The organism is Pseudomonas sp. HP_12 (genome assembly GCF_055283955.1).
The window spans coordinates 55,897-78,019 of record NZ_JBTOQG010000034.1 but is presented as its reverse complement, the minus strand read 5'-3'; the positions used below and the strand labels follow the sequence as shown (position 1 = coordinate 78,019).

Annotated in this window: 18 protein-coding genes; 10 read left to right on the top strand and 8 right to left on the bottom strand. The window is 58.7% G+C overall.

The genetic code is table 11. The features are described from left to right. Positions 1-176 precede the first annotated feature (176 nt). From cra to ACYASU_RS18930, 3 genes are all read left to right on the top strand, one after another. Positions 177-1,172 (top strand): catabolite repressor/activator, encoded by a 996-nt coding sequence (gene cra, locus ACYASU_RS18940; protein ID WP_192170690.1) that lies wholly within the window; start codon positions 177-179, stop codon positions 1,170-1,172. Between the two features lie 5 nt (positions 1,173-1,177). After that, the gene (locus ACYASU_RS18935) at positions 1,178-1,957 is read left to right on the top strand and encodes a TatD family hydrolase (RefSeq protein WP_463583702.1); all 780 of its coding nucleotides are present in this window, start codon (positions 1,178-1,180) and stop codon (positions 1,955-1,957) included. Positions 1,958-2,050: 93 nt separating this feature from the next. After that, the gene (locus ACYASU_RS18930; RefSeq protein ID WP_463583701.1) at positions 2,051-2,515 is read left to right on the top strand and encodes a low affinity iron permease family protein; all 465 of its coding nucleotides are present in this window, start codon (positions 2,051-2,053) and stop codon (positions 2,513-2,515) included. Positions 2,516-2,628: 113 nt separating this feature from the next. Here the strand turns inward: ACYASU_RS18930 and garD are convergent, their stop codons facing one another. The 4 genes from garD to ACYASU_RS18910 form a co-directional block, all read right to left on the bottom strand. Beyond that, positions 2,629-4,182, bottom strand: a complete 1,554-nt coding sequence (gene garD / locus ACYASU_RS18925) for a galactarate dehydratase (protein ID WP_463583700.1) — start codon at positions 4,180-4,182, stop codon at positions 2,629-2,631. Between the two features lie 12 nt (positions 4,183-4,194). Further along, positions 4,195-5,565: an MFS transporter gene (locus ACYASU_RS18920; protein ID WP_463583699.1), complete on the bottom strand. Its 1,371-nt coding sequence runs from the start codon at positions 5,563-5,565 to the stop codon at positions 4,195-4,197. 174 nt (positions 5,566-5,739) lie between these two features. Then, complete coding sequence (gene kdgD, locus ACYASU_RS18915; RefSeq protein ID WP_346625627.1) at positions 5,740-6,651, bottom strand: 5-dehydro-4-deoxyglucarate dehydratase; 912 nt, start codon at positions 6,649-6,651, stop codon at positions 5,740-5,742. Positions 6,652-6,744: 93 nt separating this feature from the next. Next, entirely contained in the window at positions 6,745-6,996 is a 252-nt protein-coding gene (locus ACYASU_RS18910; RefSeq protein ID WP_463583698.1) for a hypothetical protein, read from the bottom strand. Between the two features lie 211 nt (positions 6,997-7,207). Between ACYASU_RS18910 and ACYASU_RS18905 the strand changes: the two genes are divergently transcribed. Continuing rightward, positions 7,208-7,708: an Hcp family type VI secretion system effector gene (locus tag ACYASU_RS18905; RefSeq protein ID WP_463583697.1), complete on the top strand. Its 501-nt coding sequence runs from the start codon at positions 7,208-7,210 to the stop codon at positions 7,706-7,708. Between the two features lie 26 nt (positions 7,709-7,734). Then, the gene (locus tag ACYASU_RS18900) at positions 7,735-8,265 is read left to right on the top strand and encodes a DUF2778 domain-containing protein (RefSeq protein ID WP_463583696.1); all 531 of its coding nucleotides are present in this window, start codon (positions 7,735-7,737) and stop codon (positions 8,263-8,265) included. Between the two features lie 364 nt (positions 8,266-8,629). Here ACYASU_RS18900 and ACYASU_RS18895 read toward each other — a convergent pair whose 3' ends face one another. From ACYASU_RS18895 to ACYASU_RS18880, 4 genes are all read right to left on the bottom strand, one after another. Continuing rightward, the gene (locus ACYASU_RS18895; RefSeq protein WP_133776307.1) at positions 8,630-9,379 is read right to left on the bottom strand and encodes a FadR/GntR family transcriptional regulator; all 750 of its coding nucleotides are present in this window, start codon (positions 9,377-9,379) and stop codon (positions 8,630-8,632) included. Between the two features lie 119 nt (positions 9,380-9,498). Continuing rightward, positions 9,499-11,235 (bottom strand): ABC transporter ATP-binding protein/permease, encoded by a 1,737-nt coding sequence (locus ACYASU_RS18890; protein WP_463583695.1) that lies wholly within the window; start codon positions 11,233-11,235, stop codon positions 9,499-9,501. Between the two features lie 100 nt (positions 11,236-11,335). Continuing rightward, positions 11,336-11,896: a response regulator transcription factor gene (locus tag ACYASU_RS18885; protein WP_065990162.1), complete on the bottom strand. Its 561-nt coding sequence runs from the start codon at positions 11,894-11,896 to the stop codon at positions 11,336-11,338. After that, positions 11,893-13,149, bottom strand: coding sequence for an ATP-binding protein (locus ACYASU_RS18880; RefSeq protein WP_463583694.1), 1,257 nt, complete (start codon positions 13,147-13,149; stop codon positions 11,893-11,895). The genes ACYASU_RS18885 and ACYASU_RS18880 overlap by 4 nt, the downstream gene beginning before the upstream one ends. A gap of 207 nt (positions 13,150-13,356) precedes the next feature. On the opposite strand from ACYASU_RS18880, the gene ACYASU_RS18875 reads away from it, so the two are divergent. The 5 genes from ACYASU_RS18875 (at position 13,357) to ACYASU_RS18855 (ending at position 22,057) form a co-directional block, all read left to right on the top strand. Then, a complete protein-coding gene (locus tag ACYASU_RS18875) occupies positions 13,357-14,073 on the top strand; it encodes an SIMPL domain-containing protein (protein ID WP_192170682.1) in 717 nt (238 codons plus the stop codon). Between the two features lie 252 nt (positions 14,074-14,325). After that, positions 14,326-16,494: an HET-C-related protein gene (locus ACYASU_RS18870; protein WP_463583693.1), complete on the top strand. Its 2,169-nt coding sequence runs from the start codon at positions 14,326-14,328 to the stop codon at positions 16,492-16,494. Positions 16,495-16,606: 112 nt separating this feature from the next. Next, complete coding sequence (locus ACYASU_RS18865; protein ID WP_463583692.1) at positions 16,607-18,205, top strand: ABC transporter substrate-binding protein; 1,599 nt, start codon at positions 16,607-16,609, stop codon at positions 18,203-18,205. A 283-nt stretch (positions 18,206-18,488) separates the two neighbouring features. Then, positions 18,489-20,117: an ABC transporter substrate-binding protein gene (locus ACYASU_RS18860; RefSeq protein ID WP_282372486.1), complete on the top strand. Its 1,629-nt coding sequence runs from the start codon at positions 18,489-18,491 to the stop codon at positions 20,115-20,117. A gap of 338 nt (positions 20,118-20,455) precedes the next feature. Continuing rightward, complete coding sequence (locus tag ACYASU_RS18855; protein ID WP_463583691.1) at positions 20,456-22,057, top strand: ABC transporter substrate-binding protein; 1,602 nt, start codon at positions 20,456-20,458, stop codon at positions 22,055-22,057. The last annotated feature ends 66 nt before the right edge of the window (positions 22,058-22,123 follow it).

The window sequence follows — 22,123 nt, the reverse complement described above, 5'->3', positions numbered from 1 at the left end:
GATAATCCCGGCGGTTTGAAGCTCATCCGGTCGAATCGTGTAGGAAACATCCCGAGCGGGCTACATGCTTCCTACAAGACGACGGTCTGCTGTCATGATGGCTGTTAATCGGTGAAAATCCCTGCCACGGTAGTTCAGCTCTCACTTCTGCTTCCCATCACGAAAGGATGCCCGGCTTGAAACTCAGTGATATTGCGCGTCTGGCCGGTGTTTCTGTGACCACGGCCAGCTACGTGATCAACGGAAAGGCCGAACAGCAACGCATCAGCAGTGCAACGGTCGAGCGTGTGCGCGCGGTCGTCGACGCCCACGGCTTTCGGCCCAACCCGCAGGCCGCCGGGCTGCGCAGCCGGCATACCCGGACCCTCGGCTTCATCCTGCCCGACCTGGAAAACCCCAGTTACGCGCGCATCGCCAAGCAACTGGAACAGGGCGCCCGCGCGCGCGGCTACCAGCTGCTGATCGCCAGTTCTGACGACGATCCCATCAGCGAGTTGCAGTTGTTGCAGCTGTTTCGCGCGCGACGCTGCGATGCGCTGTTCGTCGCCAGTTGCCTGCCGGCCAGCGATGACAGCTACCGGGCGCTGCAGCAGCAAGGGACGCCGGTCATCGCCATCGACCGGGAGATGGACCCCGCGTACTTCTGCTCGGTGGTCAGCGACGACCACGATGCCAGCCAGCAGCTGACCCGCAGCCTGCTGGAGATCAAACCCCGGCACATCGCCCTGATCGGCGCGCAGCCCGAACTGAGCGTCAGTAAGGCGCGGGCCAGCGGCTTCGAAGACGCGCTGGAGGGTTTCGAAGGCTCGGTGATCATCGAACACGGCGACGCGTTCAGCCGTGATTGCGGCCTGCGACTGGCCAGCGACATGTTTGACCGCCTGGGGTATTTCCCCGATGCGCTGATCACCACGTCCTACGTCCTGCTGCAAGGGGTGTTCGACCTGCTGCACCAGCGCCGCCTGAATCCGGACCAACTTCACCTGGGCACGTTCGGTGACACGCAGTTGCTGGATTTCCTGCCGTTGCCGGTCAATGCCATGGCTCAGCAGCACCCTTTGATCGCCGAGAAAGCCCTCGCGCTGGCGTTGTCGGCCATTGAGCAGGATCAGTACGAACCGGGCGTGCATGCCATCGTGCGGACATTCAAACAGCGGATTCACGAGGCGTAAGCAACGTGCGACTGATCGACACCCACACGCACCTGGATTTCGACGATTTCGACGCCGACCGCGACGACGTCCTCGCCAACAGCCGGCAGCTTGGGGTGGAGCGCATCGTGGTGTTGGGCGTCTATCAGCGCAATCTGCAGCGAGTGTGGGATCTGGCGCTCAGCGAACCTTCGGTGTACGCCGCGCTGGGCTTGCACCCGGTGTTCCTGGAAGAGCATCAGCCCGAGCATGTGCAGCAATTGCACGACTGGCTGACCCGTCTGGCCGGGCATCCCAAGCTGTGCGCCGTGGGCGAGATCGGTCTGGATTACTACATCGAATCCCTAGACCGCCCGCCACAACAGACCTTGCTCGACCAGCAGTTGCAGATGGCCGCCGACTTCAACCTCCCTGCCCTGCTCCACGTGCGCCGCAGCCACGCCGACACCATCGCAGCGCTCAAGCGTTTCAAGCTCAAGCGCTGTGGCATCGTTCACGCCTTCGCCGGCAGCCGCGAGGAAGCGCGGGAATACATCAAGCTGGGTTACAAGCTGGGGCTGGGCGGTGCGGCGACCTGGCCGCAGGCCTTGCGCATGCACCGGGTGATCGCCGAGTTGCCGCTCGAAAGCATTGTGCTGGAGACCGATTCCCCGGACATGGCGCCTGCGATGTTCCCCGGCATGCGCAACAGCCCGGAGCACCTTCCCGACATCTGCGCCGCCATCGCCGAACTGATGAAAATCCCTGCGGACAAACTGGCCGCAGCGAGCACCGCCAACGCGTGTGAAGCGTTCGGCTGGGACTGAAACCTGTCGCCGATTTCATGTTGCGATAAGAAATTTCAAAGACTTAGCGTGGTCCCTTGGGTATCTCTCTTGGTTAACTAAGGAAACCCGTTAATGAAATTCTCGAAGTTCGCGCAGGCCTTGTCGCAGTGGTCCGGCAGCCCACGAACCTTCCTCGTGGCGATTGCGCTGATCTGTGTGTGGGCCGTGACCGGGCCATTCTTCCACTACAACGACACGTGGCAGCTGATCATCAACACGTCCACCACCATCATCACCTTCCTGATGGTTTTTCTGATCCAGAACACCCAGAACCGCGACACCGATCAGATGCACATCAAGATCGACGAACTGCTACGCGTGACCAAAGACGCACAGAACGCCGTGCTCAGTCTGGATAACCTCAACCAGAGGGAACTGCATGCCCTGCGCAAGAAGTACAAGGCGATGGGCGAGGGCGTGGAGTTTGATCACACCGAGGCGTTTCCGGAGCCGGAACCTGAGCCTGAGCCTGAGCCTGAGCCTGAGCCTGAGCCTGAGGCAGGTGAAAAGAAAGCGGAGTTGGTGACTAGCCGCTGATGCCTTTGACTCTTCAGCGGTTGAAGTGACGTATTCGCGAGCAAGCTCGCTCCCACATGTACCGTGATCCAGCCGGACTAATAAGCCCGGCCGGTAATGACTTGGCCTCCGGCTTATGTGATCGGCGCCGGGTTGAACAGGGTGATGTCGTTGTGCAGACGATACTTCTCGGTCCAGGTCGTCTTCTTTCCGCTGGCGACGTCGAGGTAGAAGTGAAAAAGCTCCCATCCCAAGTCTTCGATGCTCGCGCGCCCGGTTGCAATGCGCCCGGCATCAACATCGATCAGATCGGGCCAGCGCTGTGCCAGCTCGGTGCGGGTCGACACTTTCACCACCGGTGACATCGCCAGACCATACGGCGTGCCGCGCCCGGTAGTGAACACGTGCAGGTTCATCCCTGCTGCCAGCTGCAGCGTCCCGCAAACAAAATCGCTTGCCGGCGTCGCGCAGAAGATCAGGCCTTTACGCGTCACCCGTTCGCCAGGGCCGAGCACCCCGTTGATCGCGCTGCTGCCGGACTTGACGATCGACCCGAGGGACTTCTCGACGATGTTCGACAGCCCGCCCTTCTTGTTCCCCGGCGTGGTGTTGGCGCTGCGGTCCGCTTCGCCCTTGGCCAGATAGCGGTCGTACCAGTCCATTTCGCGAACCAGTCCTTCCGCGACGTCCATGTTTTCCGCGCGGGAGGTTAGCAGGTAGATCGCATCACGCACTTCGGTCACTTCCGAAAACATCACGGTCGCGCCCGCGCGCAGCAGCAGGTCCGAGGCATAGCCCAGCGCGGGGTTGGCGGTGATGCCGGAAAACGCATCGCTGCCGCCGCACTGCATGCCCAGAATCAGTTCCGACGCCGGCACGGTTTCGCGACGACGCTGGTCTAGCTTCTTCAAGCGCGTTTCGGCCAATTCCATGATCTGCTCGATCATTTCGTTGAAGCCGTGCTTGGAATCCTGCAGGCGATACAGCCACGGCTCACTCAGATCGACCGAGGCGTCGTCGCTGTGCATGACCTGATCGGCCTGCAACTTCTCGCAGCCAAGGCTGATCACCAGCGCCTCGCCCCCCAGGTTCGGGTTGCGCGCCAGATTGCGCACGGTGCGAATCGGTATGTACGCGTCCTTGGCGGTGATAGCGACGCCGCAGCCGTAGCTGTGGGTCAGCGCCACCACGTCATCGACGTTCGGGTACTTGGGCAGCAGTTCTTCGCGGATGCGCTTGACGGCGAAATCCAGAACCCCCGTCACGCACTGAACGGTCGTGGTAATCCCCAGGATATTGCGCGTGCCGACCGTGCCGTCGGCGTTGCGATAACCCTCGAAGGTGAAGCCTTCCAGCGGTTCGCCCCTGACCGGCACCGCGTCAGACATCGGCAGACTGTCCAGCGCCGGCGCCGACGGCATGCGCAGCTGATCTTCCTTGACCCAACTGCCCTTCGGGATCGGCTGCAGCGCATAGCCGATGGTGTGGCCGTAACGAATGATCGGCTCCCCTTCGGCGATGTCCACGGTGTTCACCTTGTGGCTCTGCGGCACATTGTCGACGGTCACCAGACCGTTATCGAATTCAGTCCCCGCCGGAACGCCCTGGTCATTGACCACGACGACGACGTTATCAAGCGCATGCAAGCGAATGTAACGCGGCGAGTCGGCATGTTGGATCAAGTTCATCACGGTTTTTCCTCAGAGTTTCGCTTGAGAAAGCTCGGCTTCACTGGCCGGCAAGGCACCCTTCGTTGGGGTTTCCTTGAGTTCTACGCGTTTGATTTCACCGACGATGAAGATGTAGCTGATCACCGCCACCAGCGCGTTGGCGCCGACGAACACCAGGGCCCATTTGAACGAACCGGTGGTGCTGATGATGTAGCCGATGACGATCGGCGTGGTGATGGAAGCGATGTTACCGAACATGTTGAACAGACCGCCGCTCAAACCGGCGATTTGTTTCGGCGATGCGTCGGACATGACCGCCCAGCCCAATGCGCCCACGCCCTTGCCGAAGAAGGCCAGGGCCATGAAGCCCACGACGACCCATTCGATGTCGACGTAGTTGCACGTGACGATGGACGTCGACAGCAGCAAACCACCAATGATCGGCGCCTTGCGTGCGAAGGTCAGCGAGTGGCCTTTGCGCAGCAGGTAATCGGAGATGATCCCGCCGAGTACGCCGCCGATAAACCCGCAGATGGCCGGCAGTGAAGCGATGAAGCCCGCTTTCAGGATGGTCATGCCGCGTTCTTGAACCAGGTACACCGGGAACCAGGTCAGGAAGAAGTAGGTGATGCCATTGATGCAGTATTGAGCCAGGTAAATGCCGAGCATCATGCGGTTGGTCAGCAACTGGCGTACGTAGTCCCATTTCGGACCGCTGGCCGAGCCTTTGCCCTTGTCCTGATCCATATCGACCATGCCGCCGTTGTTGGCGATGTGATCGAACTCTTCCTTGTTGATGTTCGGGTGGTTGCGCGGGCTGTGGATAACTTTCAGCCAGATCAGCGAGAACACGATGCCGATGCTGCCCATCACGACGAACACGTGCTGCCAGCCGAAGGTGTAGACGATCCAGCCCATGATCGGGGCGAACAACACGGTGGCGAAGTACTGCGCCGAGTTGAAGATCGCTGACGCCGTGCCGCGTTCGGACGTCGGGAACCAGGCCGCCACGATACGGGCGTTGCCGGGGAACGACGGTGCTTCGGCGAAGCCGACCATGAAGCGTAGGGCGAACAGCAGGAAGATGGCGGTGGAGAGACCGAATTCACCGACATAGCCTTGCAGCACGGTGAACAGCGACCAGGTGAAGATGCTCATTGCATACACTTTCTTGGAACCGTAGCGGTCCAGAAGCCAGCCGCCGGGGATCTGGCCGGCGACGTACGCCCAACCAAATGCGGAGAAGATAAAACCGAGGGTGACGGCGTCGATGCCGAGGCTTTTTTGCAGGCTGGAGCCCGCGATGGCGATGGTTGCACGGTCGGCGTAGTTGATCGTGGTCACCAAAAACAGCATGAGCAAGATCAAATAGCGGACGTGGGTCGGCTTGGTTTTCAGCATGTTCGAAACTCCCACTAATTATTTTTTTGTGCGGGTAAACGATCTTATGTGTGTGCTGCTCGCCCCTGCCCCTAAAACAGATGCGATGTGAAGCTGTCCTGCCAGGTATCCGTTAGCGAAGCCCCGAGGGCAAAAAACCGCTGATCGCTCAGCGGTTTTGCGGCAACTGGGCAGTTACTGCTTGCCCTGCTTGTCCATCAGAGCAGCCAGCATGTCGACTTCGTCCGACGTCAGATCAGTCAGCGGCGCGCGGACCGGACCTGCGTCGTAACCGGCAAGCTTGGCGCCTGCCTTGACGATGCTCACTGCGTAGCCGTGTTTGCGGTTACGGATGTCGAGGTACGGCAGGAAGAAATCGTCGATCAGCTTGCCGACGGTCTGGTGATCGTCTTTGGCGATGGCGTGGTAGAAGTCCATCGCCATTTTCGGCAGGAAGTTGAAGACCGCCGACGAGTAGACCGGCACGCCCAGCGCCTTGTAGGCGGCGGCGTAGACTTCAGCGGTCGGCAGGCCGCCCAGGTACGAGAAGCGGTCACCCAGACGACGGCGGATCGAAACCATCAGTTCGATATCGCCCAGGCCGTCTTTGTAGCCGATCAGGTTCGGGCAGCGCTCGGCCAGTTGTTCCAGCAGCGCAGGCGTCAGGCGGCAGACGTTACGGTTGTAGACGACAACACCGATCTTGACCGATTTGCAGACCGCTTCAACGTGGAGGGCAACGCCGTCCTGGCTGGCTTCGGTCAGGTAGTGAGGCAACAGCAGCAGGCCTTTGGCACCCAGACGCTCGGCTTCTTGAGCCATCTGAATCGCTTGGCGGGTCGGACCACCGACGCCAGCCAGAATCGGCACGCTGGTTTCGCAGGTGTCGACGGCAGTCTTGATGATCTCGGAATATTCGTCGCCGGTCAGGGAGAAGAACTCACCTGTGCCGCCAGCCGCGAACAGCGCGGAGGCGCCGTACGGAGCGAGCCATTCCAGACGCTTGATGTAGCCAGCGCGATGGAAGTCGCCCTGGGCATTGAAATCGGTAACGGGGAAGGAAAGCAGACCGTGAGAGAGGATGGACTTCAGTTCTTGTGGATTCATTATTCGAACACCCTGGGGGAGCTATTTTTGTGGATGAAGCACCAGTCCTGCGCTGATGTCGTAAGTCATCGTACAACTGGGAAGGGGGATCACTCAATAGCGTTTTGAAATATTTATGACGGGTGAGGATGAGTGGTGGTTTTTCAGCTCAGACGGGATGGCGAAGGTGTAATCGCCATAGAACATCGCCTGGATGGACGCTGCGCAGTCGGGCTCTGAACTCGATCGTGTAGGAGTGAGCTTGCTCGCGATCTGGCGCGGAGCGGCAGCATTGAGGTGAATGCCGCGTATGGGAAAGAACCGCAGCTTCAGCTTTACGACTGCTACGCAGCCGATCGCGAGCAAGCTCACTCCTACGGCCTCCGGCCAGAATCACACGTTTTCACCGCCCTCTCGGATTATTCCGTAGTCCAGTGATCCAGGTGTTGTAGTCCCTCTCTGAAACTGCTCGCGCACAGGGTTGGAAAACCTTCTGCGGGGCGCGTCACGTCGCTAAAGTCGTCGCGGTTCAAATTTAAAACTCTTAATCATCACGAACCGCAAGGAAGGACACAAAATGGCAATTGATGCTTTTTTGAAAATGGCTGATATCCCAGGTGAATCACTGGATGCGCAGTTCAAAGATTGGATTGAGATGGAGGACTTTGATGTCGGCGCCAGCCAATCAGCCTCCGCAACCACTACAAGCTCAGGCGGGGCCAGCAGTGGCCGAGCGAAAATGAGCGATTTGTATTTTCGAAAATCCGTCGACAAGGCGACGCCGAAACTGCATGAAGCCTGCTGCAGTGGCAGGCACTTCAAAGAAGTGACCATCGCATTGAATCGGGCTGGCAATGACAAGATCAAGTACCTGGAAATAAAACTCGAGGAGGTCATTGTTTCGTCGGTCTCGCTGAATGGGAATGGCAGTAAAGAAATTGGCTTCCCCACTGAAACCGTGCGCCTCAATTACGCTCGGATCAAAATGACCTACATACAACAGAGGCGTTCTGATGGATCAGGCGGCGGCCAGATTGTTGGAGGCTGGGATGGTGTCGCGAACAAGATATATGCGTAACGCCAAACCGGTGGAGGACAGCTGGCATGGCTGATGGAAATGAACGGAACCCAAATATTGCTTACTGCACCTATGTACTTAACGGCGAACCGTTGAGCGAGTTGACGTGCGAGGATAGAACTTATGAAGCGTTTTCTGGAGACGCTGCTACGTATGTTAATAATGCACTTTATCAAGATGTGGTTAAGGAGGGGCCTTTGCCTCTCGGTAGGTATTACATAGTAGACCGAGAATCTGGCGGCATGCTGGGATGGATTAAACAGCCAGTTAAAGATGTATTTGCAGGAACAGACAGAAGCGAGTGGTTCAGCCTCTATCGAGACGACGACCAAGTGGATGACCAGACGACAATCAATAACATTCAGCGAAGCGCATTTAGGATTCATCCGGTTGGACCTCAGGGGATAAGCCAAGGCTGCGTGACCCTGACATCGAAATTGGCATTCGATGAGCTACGTCAGTCATTGAGAAATATGCCGGGGGAGATCTTGCCTGGCACGGGGATCAAATACTTCGGAGTGCTGGATGTGGTGGAAAGCTCTTGGGGGGCCAAATGACTAGACTACTGGCGTTAGTCCTACAAATCATCTTCACCCTGACCCTTTCGACATTACTCGAACGCTGGGTGATGATTGGCGGACCGATGAAATGGCTACTTCACACTGAAAGCGGTATGGATACTTACGTCTGGCTACTAACGCTCTTCAATCTAGAGGGGCTAGAAGACGGAGAAGACATGCTCATTCTCTTGACGCTCAGTGTGACGCTTATCATTTCGACGCTGACGTGCGTAGCGCTCACCAGAGCCCTTCGGAGATTGAGACGCTCACCGGTGGATACAAACGCCGAATAACCAGCCCATAAACTTGGTAGATCAAGGGCACCGCCGCAGCTACGCCATGCCCTTTCAAACAATCCACCTCAAGCCCGCTGCGACTCAGCCTCTTCATGGGCATGGCGCAGTCGTTCGCGGCTGTTGGTCAGGTGCAGGCGCATGGCAGCGCGAGCGGCGTCGGAGTCCTGGCGCGCGATGGCGTCGTAGATTTCCTCATGCTCGCGGCTCAGGCGGCTCATGTAATGCTGGTTGTCGTCATGAGCGAGGCGCGCGGAGTTCAGCCGGGTACGGGGAATGATGCTCGTACCCAGGTGATTCATGATGTCGGTGAAGTAGCGGTTGCCGGTCGACAGGGCGATTGCCATGTGGAACTGGAAATCGGCGCCGACGGCATCGCTGGCATGGGCCGCACTTTCGTTGAGTGCGTCGAGGGCGGCGCGCATGTCCGCCAGTTGTTCGGCGGATCGGCGTTGAGCAGCCAGACCGGCCGATTCGACCTCAAGACTGATGCGCAGCTCAAGAATCGCCAGGACGTCGCGCAGGGTGACGATGGTGGCTGGGTCGATACGGAAACCGCTCGGGCTTGGCGTGTCGAGGACAAAAGTGCCGATGCCGTGCCGGGTCTCCACCAGCCCGGAGGCCTGCAAGCGCGAGATGGCTTCGCGTACGACGGTACGGCTGACGCCCTGCTCCTCCATGATGGCGGACTCGGTGGGCAACTTATCGCCGCGCTTGAGTCCGCCCGTGCGGATGCGCTCGGAGAGTTCAGTGACCAATTCCTGCGCGAGACTGCGGTGCTTTCGGCGGGCGCGAGGCGGAGCGCTCTGATTTTCCATATCCAACATGCATCTCTAAATACGCTGAACGCTGATGATAGCTCACCGGGTTGTCTGATCACACAACAACCCCGGCGAGGCGCCTGGTTACGACACTTTATCGCTTCAGCACTTTACGCTCAAAGTGCCGTTTCGGTTAGCGGCTGCTCGTGCAACTGGCCACCGTCAATGCGCACGTGACGACGATGGAAGCGCTTGAGGCTGCTGCGGTGGCCGATGCTGAGCAAGGTCACGCCCGGCAACTCGTCCAGCAACGCCTGATACAACGCGGCTTCATCCTCTTCGTCCATCGCTGATGTGGCTTCATCCAAGTACAACCAGTCCGGCGCGAACAGCAGCGCGCGGGCGAACGCCACCCGTTGTTGCTCGCCCGGCGACAGCATGCGCTGCCAGTGCTCGGTCTCGTCCAGTCGCGGAATCAGATGACCCAGGCGGCAGGTTTCCAACACTTGAGCAAAGCGCTCGGCCGGATAGACCTCGGGCGCCTGGGGATAACTCAACGCTTCCCGCAGCGTGCCAATCGGCAGATACGGTTTTTGCGGCAGGAAGAACGCACGTTTGGCCGGTAATTTCACCGCACCATGGCCTTCTTTCCACAACCCGCCCATCGCCCGCAGCAGCGTACTTTTGCCACTGCCGGAGCGCCCGCTGAGCATGACCTTCTCACCTGCTGCAATGCTGATGTTTGCGTTGTTCAGGAGCTGGCGACCGCCTGCGAGGGATAGCGCCAGGCCTTCAAGCTGCAAGGCGTTGCTTTCATGACTGACCTGGATGGCCGGCACGCGCGCTTCGTTTTCGTCCATGGCCTGACGGAAGCTGAGCAGACGATCACAGGTGGCGCGCCACGACGCCAGTTGGGTGTACGCGTCGATGAACCAGCTGAAGTTCTCCTGCACATTGCCGAACGCCGAGTTGATCTGCATCAGCTCGCCCAATTCTATCTTGCCCGCGAAATAACGCGGCGCGGCCACAACAAAGGCGAACACGATGGCGATTTGTGAGTAACCAGCGGTGAAGAACGTCAGGCGCTTCTGCACCTTCATGATCGTCCAGAAGTTGCTCCAGACCATGCCGAATCGCGCACTCAGGCGCTGATTCTCGTTGGCTTCGCCGTCGGACAGAGCGATGCTTTCGGCGTTCTCGCGAACGCGCACCAGCGAGAAACGCATGTCGGCTTCGTACCGCTGTTGCTGGTTGCTCAGCACGATCAGGCGTTTGCCAATCAGGTGAGTCAGCAAGCTGCCAACCGCCGCGTAAATAAGTGCGGCCCAGAACATGTAGCCCGGAATGGTGATGCCGAACAGCTCAATGCTGCCGGACACACCCCACAGAATCACCGAAAACGACACCAGACTGACCACGGTGCGCAGCAGGCCGAGGCTCAGGCTGAGGGTGTCGGACGTGAAGTTGTTGAGGTCTTCGGACAGACGCTGGTCAGGGTTATCGGTGTAACCGCCCTGCTCCAGCCGATAGTAATTCTTGTGCGCGAGCCATTTCGCGAAATGCTGTTCAGTCAGCCAGCGACGCCAGCGGATGGTAAGCATCTGGGTCAGATAGAGGCGATACACCGCGCCGAGAATGGCAATGGCGGCAATCCCGCAGAAGTAGAGGATGAGATGGGTGAAGGCCCCCAGGTCCTTATTCTGCAGCGCGTTGTAGAAGTCGCGGTACCAGCTGTTGACCAACACCGAAATGAACACGCTGAACAGCGACAGCACGATCACTGCGATCAACAGCACCCAGGCCATGCCTTTTTCTTCGCTGCGCCAGTACGGCGTCACCAGCTTCCAGACCCGGGAAAAGAAATTCCCGTTCACAGCGTCATTGACCCTGGATTCATCAACATCAAAATTCATGGCAAAAAGCTCGGCAGCGGGCAGTTATAGGCGTTGGCGCCAATGTGCCAGACGCCACAGACGATCTTCCATGAATAAATCTTTAAAAAGCAGTCCCTGCTTAACGACGGACCGGGCGCTTCTGCAACTTGCGCTGCAAGGTGCGTCGATGCATGCCCAGCGCCCGCGCCGTAGCGGAGATATTGCCTTCGTGCTCGGTCAGCACGCGCTGAATGTGCTCCCACTGCAAACGGTCAACCGACATCGGGTTTTCCGGCACCAGCGTGTCCAGATCGGCATGTTCGGACAGCAGCGCTGCCAGCACGTCATCGGCATCGGCCGGTTTGCACAGGTAGTTGCAGGCGCCGCGCTTGATCGCTTCGACTGCGGTGGCGATGCTCGAATAACCGGTCAGGATCAACACGCGCATTTCCGGGTCCAGTTCCAGCAGCTTGGGCAACAGCACCAGCCCCGAGTCGCCTTCCATTTTCAGGTCGACGGCGGCGTAGTCCGGAATATCCTGCTGTGCGAGGGCCAGGCCCTCGTCGGCGGAGCCGGCAGTGCTCACGCGAAAGCCACGGCGCGCCATGGCCCGTGCCATCACGCGAGTGAAAGTGGCGTCGTCGTCCACCAGCAGCAGGTGCGGCAGTTCTTCGCCTTCAACCTGGATTTCGTCAGTCATGCTTCATCTCCTCGTGCGTCACGGGGCAGGCGCAGCTCGGTAAGCGTGCCGCCTTCCTCGTGAGGATAGAGTTTCACCGAGCCGCCCGCGCGGGTCACGCTGGCCTTACTCAAGAACAGGCCCAGGCCGAAGCCTTTGCCCTTGGTGGTAAAAAAGGGTTTGCCGATCTGCTCGGCGATGGCCAGTGGTACACCGGCGCCATGATCGCGGATGCTGATGCGGATTTCAGTGGCGGTCCAGTCCAGATTCACCTCGAGCCCTTCGGCGCAGGCATCGGCGGCATTGTTGAGCAGGTTCAGCAGCGCCTGAGTGAGATCCGGCGGCGGCGCCAGCATCGGCACGTCGCCCTGCCCCAGGCGTTGAAAGCGGTAAGTGGCTTCCGGGCGCATCAAGTGCCAGCGGTTGAGCGCCTGATCGAGCCAGTGCGTAACGGTCTGTTCCTGCACCGAGAGCCGACGATTCGCCTCAGCGGCGCGAACCAATTGCTGCAGCGTCTCTTTGCACAGCTTGACCTGATCCTGCAGCACCGAGAGGTCTTCCTGTAGCGCGGGGTCTCTGTGGTCCTGCTGCATTTCCTTCAGCAGCACGCTCATCGTCGCCAGTGGCGTGCCCAGCTCATGGGCGGCTCCAGCGGCTTCGGTCGCCACCGCCAACAGTTGCTGATCGCGTGCCCCTTCTTCGCGGCGCAAGGCACGCATGTGTTCCTGACGGCGCAGCTCTTCGGCCATGCGCGCGGCGAAGAAGGTGATCACCCCGGCCGCCAGCGCGAAGCTCAGCCACATGCCGTAGATCTGCATGTTCTCGCGGGCCACAAACGCATCCAGCTGGAAGAACTTGGCCAGCATCAGCGTGTACAGCGCCAGCGCGATGCCCGACAGGATCAGCGAATAACGCCACGGCAGGGTCACTGCAGCGATGGTCAGCGGCACCAGATAATAAGAAACGAACGGGTTGGTCGAGCCGCCGGAGAAATACAGCAGCGCGCTGTGGATAAACAGGTCGAACGCCAATTGCACCGCGTATTCGAGTTCGGTCACCGGCCATGAGGTGCGCAGACGAATGGCGGTCAGCAGGCAGACGATCGCCGAAAAACCGAGGGTGATGTCCAGCTGCAGCCAGGGCAGCGGCAGCAGATCGAAGAGGTAGGCGAACCCCACCGAGCCCGCCTGTGCACCCAGCACCAGAATGCGGATGAACGTCAGGCGCCAGAGGTTCTGACGGGTGGCGGAAAGCAGTTGCAAGGGGGCGAGCATGAGCTCTCCTGATGAGCGCTCCAGGCGAATCGGAGCGAGTATAACCAATGCGACAACAGTTGCCGTCAAAGTGCGTCAAAGCGCCACATCCATCTGACGGGTGTGTGACGGCGCAGGAACAAGCCTCCGGGTTCACAGTCTCATGGGCATCCGTCCGCCGGGGGCTTGCAATGCGCCTCAGGACGGTTCGCCAAACAAGGAGTTTTTATGTTCAGCCTTCGCCCCACTGCCACATTGTTCACCCTCGGCGCACTCGCGCTGGCCAGCACCCCTGCCCTCGCCGACGACGTTCACTACAATCAGGTTTCGGTCCGCGCCGAGGTCAGCCAGGAAGTGCAGCGCGACCTGATGACCGTCACGCTCTACACCGAATCCCAGAACACCGACCCGGCCAAACTGGCGGCCGGCGTCACTGAAACCCTGAACAAGGCCCTGGGCGAAGCGCGTCAGGTCAAGGACATCAACATTCGTCAGGGCAGCCGCAACAGCTACCCGATCTACGACGACAAAGGCCAGAAGATCACCGGCTGGCGCGAGCACGCCGAATTGCGTCTGGAAAGCGCAGACTTCGCTGCCCTCTCCAAGCTGACCGGCGACCTGTTGGGCGGCGACATGAAAATGGGCGGCATGGACTTCTCGATCTCCAACCCCGCGCGCAAGACCAGCGAAGACGCTCTGCTCAAGGACGCTGTGACGGCCTTCCGCGCCCGCGCCAAACTGGTGACTGACGCACTGGGCGGCACTGGCTACAAGGTGGTGAATCTGAACCTGAACACCTCCGGTTTCCCGCAGCCCTATCTGCGAGCGCCGGTCATGATGATGAAGGCCGCCCGTGCCGACGCCGCGCCAACGCCGGATGTCGAGGCCGGCACCAGTCAGGTCAGCGTCGCGGCAGACGGCGTCATCGAAGTCGCTATTCCTTGATGCACCCGGCGGCAGCCAAGGGCTGCCGCTTTTTCCTTCCCCCGCCCCTGCTTTTATCCCGCTGTCCCGTGGCCCCTTCCACATCCGCGCGCCCCTTATCTCCTACGTCCCCGGGCGATTCGGCCGATTTTCACGTCGCCTGAAATACATAGAATTGTCCCCGGCAGTACCCAACCTAAACGCGCAATGACGGCCGCCTCCTCCTATGGGGTGTGACCGTGCGCAGCTAATGATTCAAGGAAGAATCCAGTCATGCCTTTTCAAGCTCAACCCGTCATTCCGGTCGACATGACCACCCGCACATTACGCAGTAGCTTCGCGCTGGACCTACTGACCCAAGTGGCCAAAAAACTCACGCCAGATTCTTTTGCTCTGGAGATGAGCAACATCTTCGGCAACGACATCCCGCATCACCTCTACACGAAGCTGCAGGACAAGCTGCTGGCAGGGGAAGTGGCAAACCCTGAGATCCTCCTTGCCTGGGAGCTGGGTTTCGAAGCGGACTACGACAACCGCGAGCGCGTCATCCGCGTCGATTGGGGATTCTTCGTCCGCACCACTGCCCACCCACAGCACTACTGGTGGCTGCTCACCGCACTGCTCCACGAATTCGGCCACCACATCGACAATGTCCTGCGTCGTGAGTTGATCGACGAGAACGCACCCGTGGCGACCGACGCGCCATTTGAAGAGGGCCATCTGTTTACCTTGTGGATAACCGAAGCTGCTCGTCCGGCCCAGGACGAACTGACCTTTGCCACGTATTCCGAAAGTGCAGCCACCGACCGTCAGTACGCGATGTCGTGGAAAAAAGCCTGCGAAGCCATTCGCGATTATCTGGCCTCAACCGATCTGCGCTTCGAGCCAACGCACAGCAATTCCGATCGGGAAGCCTTCGAAGCGGGCACTGACGCCAAAGGCAGCACCCACCAGACAATCGAGTGGGTTCTGCGGGATTTCAATTTCAGCCGAGTAGAGATAGACGCCGTGTACTTCGGCAACTGGCTGCGGGATTACTCCCAGGTCGTCGATCCCAAGATCACCCGCGCAGCAGATATGCCAAAGGAGTTTCCAGCGGCCCTCTCTCGCGCAAGCTGGACCCACCTCGTCGATGTGCTGGCCGCTAAAAAATTCGTCGATTTGCGGATGCGCTACCCCAACGAAATGAAGGTCACGCCCGAAAAGCTCGGCGTTTATCGCCCGACGGAGCACATCGACAATCCGCTGGTCACTGATCCGCCCTTCCCGGACCCGAAGGTGCGTGATCCCGACTTTGAAGCCTGGGTGCTGCCCGGCGATCCATCCCTTGGTGCGGACCGAGCCACGTCGATGAAGCGCTACATCGGCAATGCGGTGAGCTACATGGAGCAAGAACTGCGTCTTGCCATGAGCAAAGGCCGCTCCCTCGACGGGCTGCGCAGCTTCGGCGCCGCCCTGCATGTGCTCGAAGACCTGTTCGCCCATTCAAACTTCGCAGAGCTGAGCCTGATCAAGGCCGGGCATGTCAGGGTTCTGCCCTGGACAACGCCTGTTCACGTCAAATGGAATCTGCCTTTGGTCACGGGCACGTTCGGGGCCACCGACGTGATTGCCAGCCTGGCAGGGCCGGTGGGCAAAATCCTCTTTTCCACCCAGGAACTGGAGTTCGAGCTCACTCAGCCGGGTTATCGTTCGGACCGGGATAAAGTGATGCTGGTGTTGCTGAGCGAACATCCTGATCAGGACTATTTCAAGGCATTCGACGCGCTACTCACGGCCAGGGACGGCCTGGTGACGCTTGCGAAGCAAATGGGCGTAGACACCCTTAAGTTCTATCGCTGGCTGATCAACACCCCGGCTGGCATTCTCTTGAACGCCTATAACAGCGCGGCGCAAGGCGTTCTGACCTGGATCGGCAATAGCGTCGACGACGCTCAGACCCTGCTGGGCAGTGACCCGAATATAGATCCGACTCTGGAGCCGAGCCACTCGCAACTCTCCAAGGACCATGCCGAACACCCTCTTCACGATCTGGCAGCGCTGCTCGCTACCGAAGCCGTGCGCCAGGTCGCGCAGGCCATGGTTGATCACTGGGCAGGAAAACCTGGCGCCGATCCGGTCGCCGTCGCATCGGCGTTCTTTTGCCATCCCGCCGACAGCGAGTGGCAGTACCCGATCGTCACGGCATGGGCGGGCAGCAATCCGGCGGAAGTGGCGCGCAGTGAATCGAAGAGCGAGCTGGACAAAACCCAGCAAGCGGCGATCGATGAACTCCGCGCCATCCAGAACACCCTCATCAAAAACAGTCAGAGCTATCTGGACTACGTGTTCAACAGCAAAACCTCTCAGACCTCTGGCGTGCAGGGTTTTCTGGAGCAGGGTTTCATGAGAGTGGTTTCCAGCACACCCTGGTGGAAAGAGCTGCAAACGTTCATCAAGTAATAAGCTTATGAATTTCCGTGGCTTGTTGCCCAAGTGAGCCGTGCGGCATTCTTGGCGGTCTATCATCCCGTCGATGAATTCAGGCATGAGTGCCGCACTTAATGAGGTTCACATGGACACAACCTTCAAACCCCTGCTCCTGGCAGCCGCAATGGCGCTGTGCGTTCCCTCGGTGCAGGCGGCCAGCACCCTTGTCTATTGCTCCGAAGCTAGCCCTGCCGGCTTCGATCCCAGTCAGTACACCAGCGGCACCGAGTTCGATGCGTCAGCAGAAACAGTCTTCAACCGCCTCACCCAGTTCAAGCGCGGCGGCACCGATGTCGAGCCGGGGCTGTCTACCAAATGGGAAGTGTCCGACGACGGCTTGACCTACACCTTTCATTTACGGCCCGGGGTGAAATTCCACACCACGGACTATTTCAAACCCACCCGCGACTTCAACGCCGATGACGTGCTGTTCACCTTCAATCGCCTGCTGAATGCGGACAACCCGTTCCGCAAGGCGTACCCGTCGGAGTCGCCGTACTTCACCGACATGGGCATGAACACCACCATCAAGCAGGTGGAAAAGCTCGACGACCAGACCGTCCGTTTTCAACTGAACAACATTGATGCCGCCTTCATCCAGAACCTGGCGATGAGCTTTGCCTCGATTCAGTCGGCTGAATACGCGGCGCAACTGATCAAACAAGGCAAGGCCGGCGACATCAACCTGAAGCCGATCGGTACAGGGCCATTCGTGTTCAAGCGCTACCAGAAAGACGCGCAGATCCGTTACGTCGGCAACAAGGAATACTGGAAGCCGGAGGACGTGAAGCTCGACAACCTGATCTTCTCGATCAACACCGACGCCGCCACCCGCTTGCAGAAACTCAAGACCGGCGAGTGCCAGATCAGCGGGTATCCGCGCCCTCAGGACATCGAAGAAGCGCAGAAAGACCCGAGCCTCAAGGTGCTGAGCCAGGCCGGTTTCAACCTGGGTTTTCTGGCCTACAACGTGACCCATCCGCCGCTCGATCAACTGAAGGTGCGTCAGGCACTGGACATGGCGATCGACAAGCCGGCCATCATCAAAGCGGTCTACCAGGGCGCAGGCCAACTGGCACAGAACGCGCTGCCACCGGCGCAATGGAGCTTTGATCCGAACATCAAGGACGCACCCCACGATCCTGAAAAAGCAAAGCAGTTGCTCAAGGAAGCAGGCGTTGCGCCAGGCACGCAGATCAATCTGTGGGCGATGACCGTGCAGCGTGCGTCCAACCCCAACGCGCGCATGTCGGCGCAGATGATTCAGTCGGACTGGGCAAAGATCGGCATCAAGGCCAACATCGTCAGCTATGAATGGGGCGAGTACATCAAACGCGCCAAGGCCGGCGAGCATGACGTGATGATCTACGGCTGGACCGGTGACAACGGTGACCCCGACAACTGGCTGGGCGTGCTGTACAGCTGTGGCGCGGTGAAGGGCAGCAACTACGCGAAGTGGTGCAACCCGGCCTACGACAAGCTGGTCACCCAGGCCAAGCTGACCAGCAACAAGGACGAGCGGATCAAGCTGTACCAGCAAGCGCAGAACATTCTGAAAAACGACGTGCCGATCACGCCCATCGCCAATTCCAAAGTGTTTCAGCCGATGCGCAAAGAGGTACAGGATTTCAAACTCAGCCCATTTGGCCTGACGCCCTTTTACGGCGTGAGCCTGGCCAAATAATTCGCTGAAACCAACAGCGAAGTAACACTTGATGACCGAAGCGGGTGCAATCGCCACGTTGCGATGCACCCTTTTGGTGCTGCAAAGATATCGATATGCGACACGCAAACGTTCAACAGCGTCAGAAATTACACTTATGCGACATTCGTGTACGTTCGTGCCACTGTTTGTCACCTTGCTGGCGCCAGCATCTTGCTTTGGGTATGGCGCCTGCATAAGTATCCGCGGGACAGGCTCAAAAGGCCGTACCCTCAATCAAAAAATGACAACAACTGAGGCCACCATGCTCAAAAAAGCGGTCATTCCGTTTCTTCTCGGCGCAGGTTTGATCGCCAGCGCTCCCTTCGCCCATGCAGCATCGAATCTGGTGTTCTGCTCCGAAGGCAGCCCTGCTGGTTTCGATCCAGGTCAATACACCACCGGTACCGACTTCGATGCTTCGGCCGAGACCGTTTTCAACCGTTTGAGCCAGTTCGAACGTGGCGGCACCGCTGTCATTCCAGGCCTGGCCACCAGCTGGGACGTTGCCCCGGATGGCCTGACCTACACCTTCCACCTGCGTGAAGGTGTGAAATTCCATACCACGCCATACTTCAAACCGACGCGTACCTTCAATGCCGATGACGTGCTGTTCACGTTCAACCGCATGATCAACAAGGACGACCCGTTCCGTAAGGCGTACCCGACCGAATTCCCGTATTTCACCGACATGGCGATGGACACCAACATCACCAAGATCGAGAAGGTCGACGATCACACCGTCAGAATGACCCTCGGCACCGTCGATGCTGCGTTCATCCAGAACCTGGCGATGAGCTTCGCGTCCATTCAGTCCGCTGAATACGCCGCCCAGTTGCTCAAAGAAGGCAAGCCGGAAGACATCAACCAGAAGCCGATCGGCACTGGCCCGTTCGTGTTCAAGAGCTACCAGAAAGACTCCAACATCCGGTTCACCGGGAACAAGGACTACTGGAAGCCTGAAGACGTCAAAGTCGACAACCTGATTTTCGCCATCACCACTGACGCCTCGGTTCGTGCGCAGAAGCTGAAGAAAGGCGAATGCCAGATCACCGCTTACCCGCGTCCGGCCGACCTCGCACCACTGAAGGCTGACCCTGCCTTGAAGATGCCTGATCAGGCCGGCTTCAACCTGGGTTACATCGCCTACAACGTGATGCCGAAGATCAAGGGCGAAGACAAGCCAAACCCGCTGGCTGACCTGAAAGTACGTCAGGCGCTGGACATGGCTGTCGACAAGAAAGCCATCATCGACGCGGTGTATCAGGGCGCGGGCCAACTGGCGACCAACGCCATGCCGCCGACCCAGTGGTCCTACGACACCACCATCAAAGATGCTCCGTACGACGTCGCCAAAGCCAAGGACCTGCTCAAGCAGGCGGGCGTGAAGGAAGGTACCGAAATCACCCTGTGGGCGATGCCGGTTCAGCGTCCTTACAACCCGAACGCCAAGCTGATGGCCGAGATGCTCCAGAACGACTGGAAGAAGATCGGCATCAACGCCAAGATCGTTTCCTATGAGTGGGGCGAGTACATCAAGCGTGCCAAGGCCGGCGAGAACGGCGCCATGCTGATTGGCTGGAGCGGCGACAACGGTGACCCGGACAACTGGCTGGGTACCCTGTTTGGCTGTGACGCCCTCAACGGCAACAACTTCGCCAAATGGTGTGACAAGCCGTTCGATACCTTGATCCACCAGGCCAAGGAAACCACCGATCAGGCCAAACGCACCGAGCTGTACAAGCAGGCTCAACACCTGCTCAAAGATGCCGTGCCTATGACTCCGATTGCCCACTCGACTGTTTATCAGCCGATGCGCAAAGAAGTTCAGGACTTCAAGATCAGCCCGTTCGGTCTGAACTCGTTCTACGGCGTCAGCGTCAGCGGCAAGTAATATCTCTAAATGACCAACCGGTCGCGTTGCCTCAGGGCAACGCGACCGCGTTGTCATGTGCACGATCGTTAAATGAAATTGACTATCGTTAGATGAGTAGCGACTTGCTTACAGTCCTTGCCTACTAACGATAAGCACTTTTCCTACAAACTTTGAAGCACGCGTAACTATGGACTGTGTGGCGCCAGAGACATACCTTCTGACAAGCCGCCAATATTGTCCGTTGTTTATCTTGAACAGTGAGATGTATCCGGGCGTTGACTCTCCATTTGCGCAAACGATTGCCATGGATCGCGCAGGCATTCGCATTTAATGCGCTTCTTACGATAAGGAATATCATGCGTTCGAATATCGTTATGCCATCACTTATTGCCGCAGGGCTTCTGGCTATGACGCCTGGCGTTCAGGCCGCCAGCAAAAGCCTGGTCTTCTGTTCGGAAGGCAGCCCCGCCGGGTTTGATATCGGTCAGTACACCTCCGGCACTGACAACGATGCCGCCGAGCCGATCTACAACCGTCTTGCCGAGTTCGCCAGAGGCGAGACCACCGTCGTACCCGCTCTCGCAACGAGCTGGGACATCTCCCCTGACAACCTGACCTACACGTTTCATCTGCGCGAAGGCGTCAAATTCCACAGCAACAAGACCTTCACGCCCACGCGCGATTTCAATGCCGACGACGTCTTGTTCACGTTCAATCGCATGCTGCACAAAGACCATCCGTTCCGCGTTGCTTATCCGACGGAGTTTCCGTTCTTCACCAGCATGGGCCTGGACAAGAACATCAAGTCGGTGGAAAAGACCGATCCGATGACCGTCGTGTTCACACTCAACAAAGTCGACGCGGCGTTCATCCAGAACGTATCCATGAACTTCGCGTCAATCCTGTCTGCTGAATATGCAGACAAACTGATGGCGACGGGTGATGTGCACGATATTAACCAGGCGCCTATTGGCACTGGCCCGTTTGTGTTTCAGCGCTATCAAAAAGATTCGCAGATTCGCTACGTGAAAAACAATGCGTTCTGGGACCCGAGTCGGGTCAAGATTGATCAGTTGATCTTTGCGATCAATACAGATGCGTCGGTGCGCATTCAAAAACTCAAGAAGAATGAATGTCAGGTCACGCTGAATCCGCGCCCGGCAGACGTTGAGTCGATCGAAGCAGACAAAAACCTGCAGGTCATTAAAAAGCCCGGTTTCAACCTCGGCTACATCTCGTACAACGTACGCCACGCCCCGCTGGACAACTTGCAGGTCCGCCAGGCGCTGGACATGGCGGTGGATAAACAAGCGATCATCGCTGCGGTGTATCAGGGCGCCGGGCAACTGGCCCAGAACTCCATGCCACCGACGCAGTGGTCTTACGACGACACGGTCAAGGACGCGCCCTACAACCCGGAAAAAGCCCGCGAGTTGCTGCGCGCCGCCGGCGTCAAGGAAGGCACCGAACTGACCCTCTGGGCCATGCCGGTTCAGCGACCCTACAACCCCAACGCCAAGCTCATGGCCCAGATGCTTCAGGCCGACTGGGCCAAGGTGGGCATCAAGGCGACCATCGTCAGTTACGAGTGGGGCGAATACCTCAAGCGCAGCAAGAACGGCGAGCACGACATTTCGCTGATCGGCTGGACCGGTGACAACGGCGACCCCGACAACTGGATGGGCACGCTGTACAGCTGCGCGTCCATCGGCGGCAACAATTACTCGATGTGGTGCGACGAAAAATACGACGCGCTGGTCAAGGCCGCTGTCTCGAACACCAACAAGGATCAGCGCATTACGCTGTACAAACAGGCGCAGCATTACCTGAAAGAACAGGTCCCCATTACGCCGATTGCCCACTCGACGGTGATCCAGCCGCTGCGTAAGGAAGTGCAGGGTTTTCTGGTGAGCCCGTTCAACCGCAACAACTTCTCGGGCGTCAGCATCGCCGACTGATTCAAAAACATGCCTGGGGGCGCAACCACGCCCTTTGGCATTGCTTTATCCGCGTTTAGCCGGATA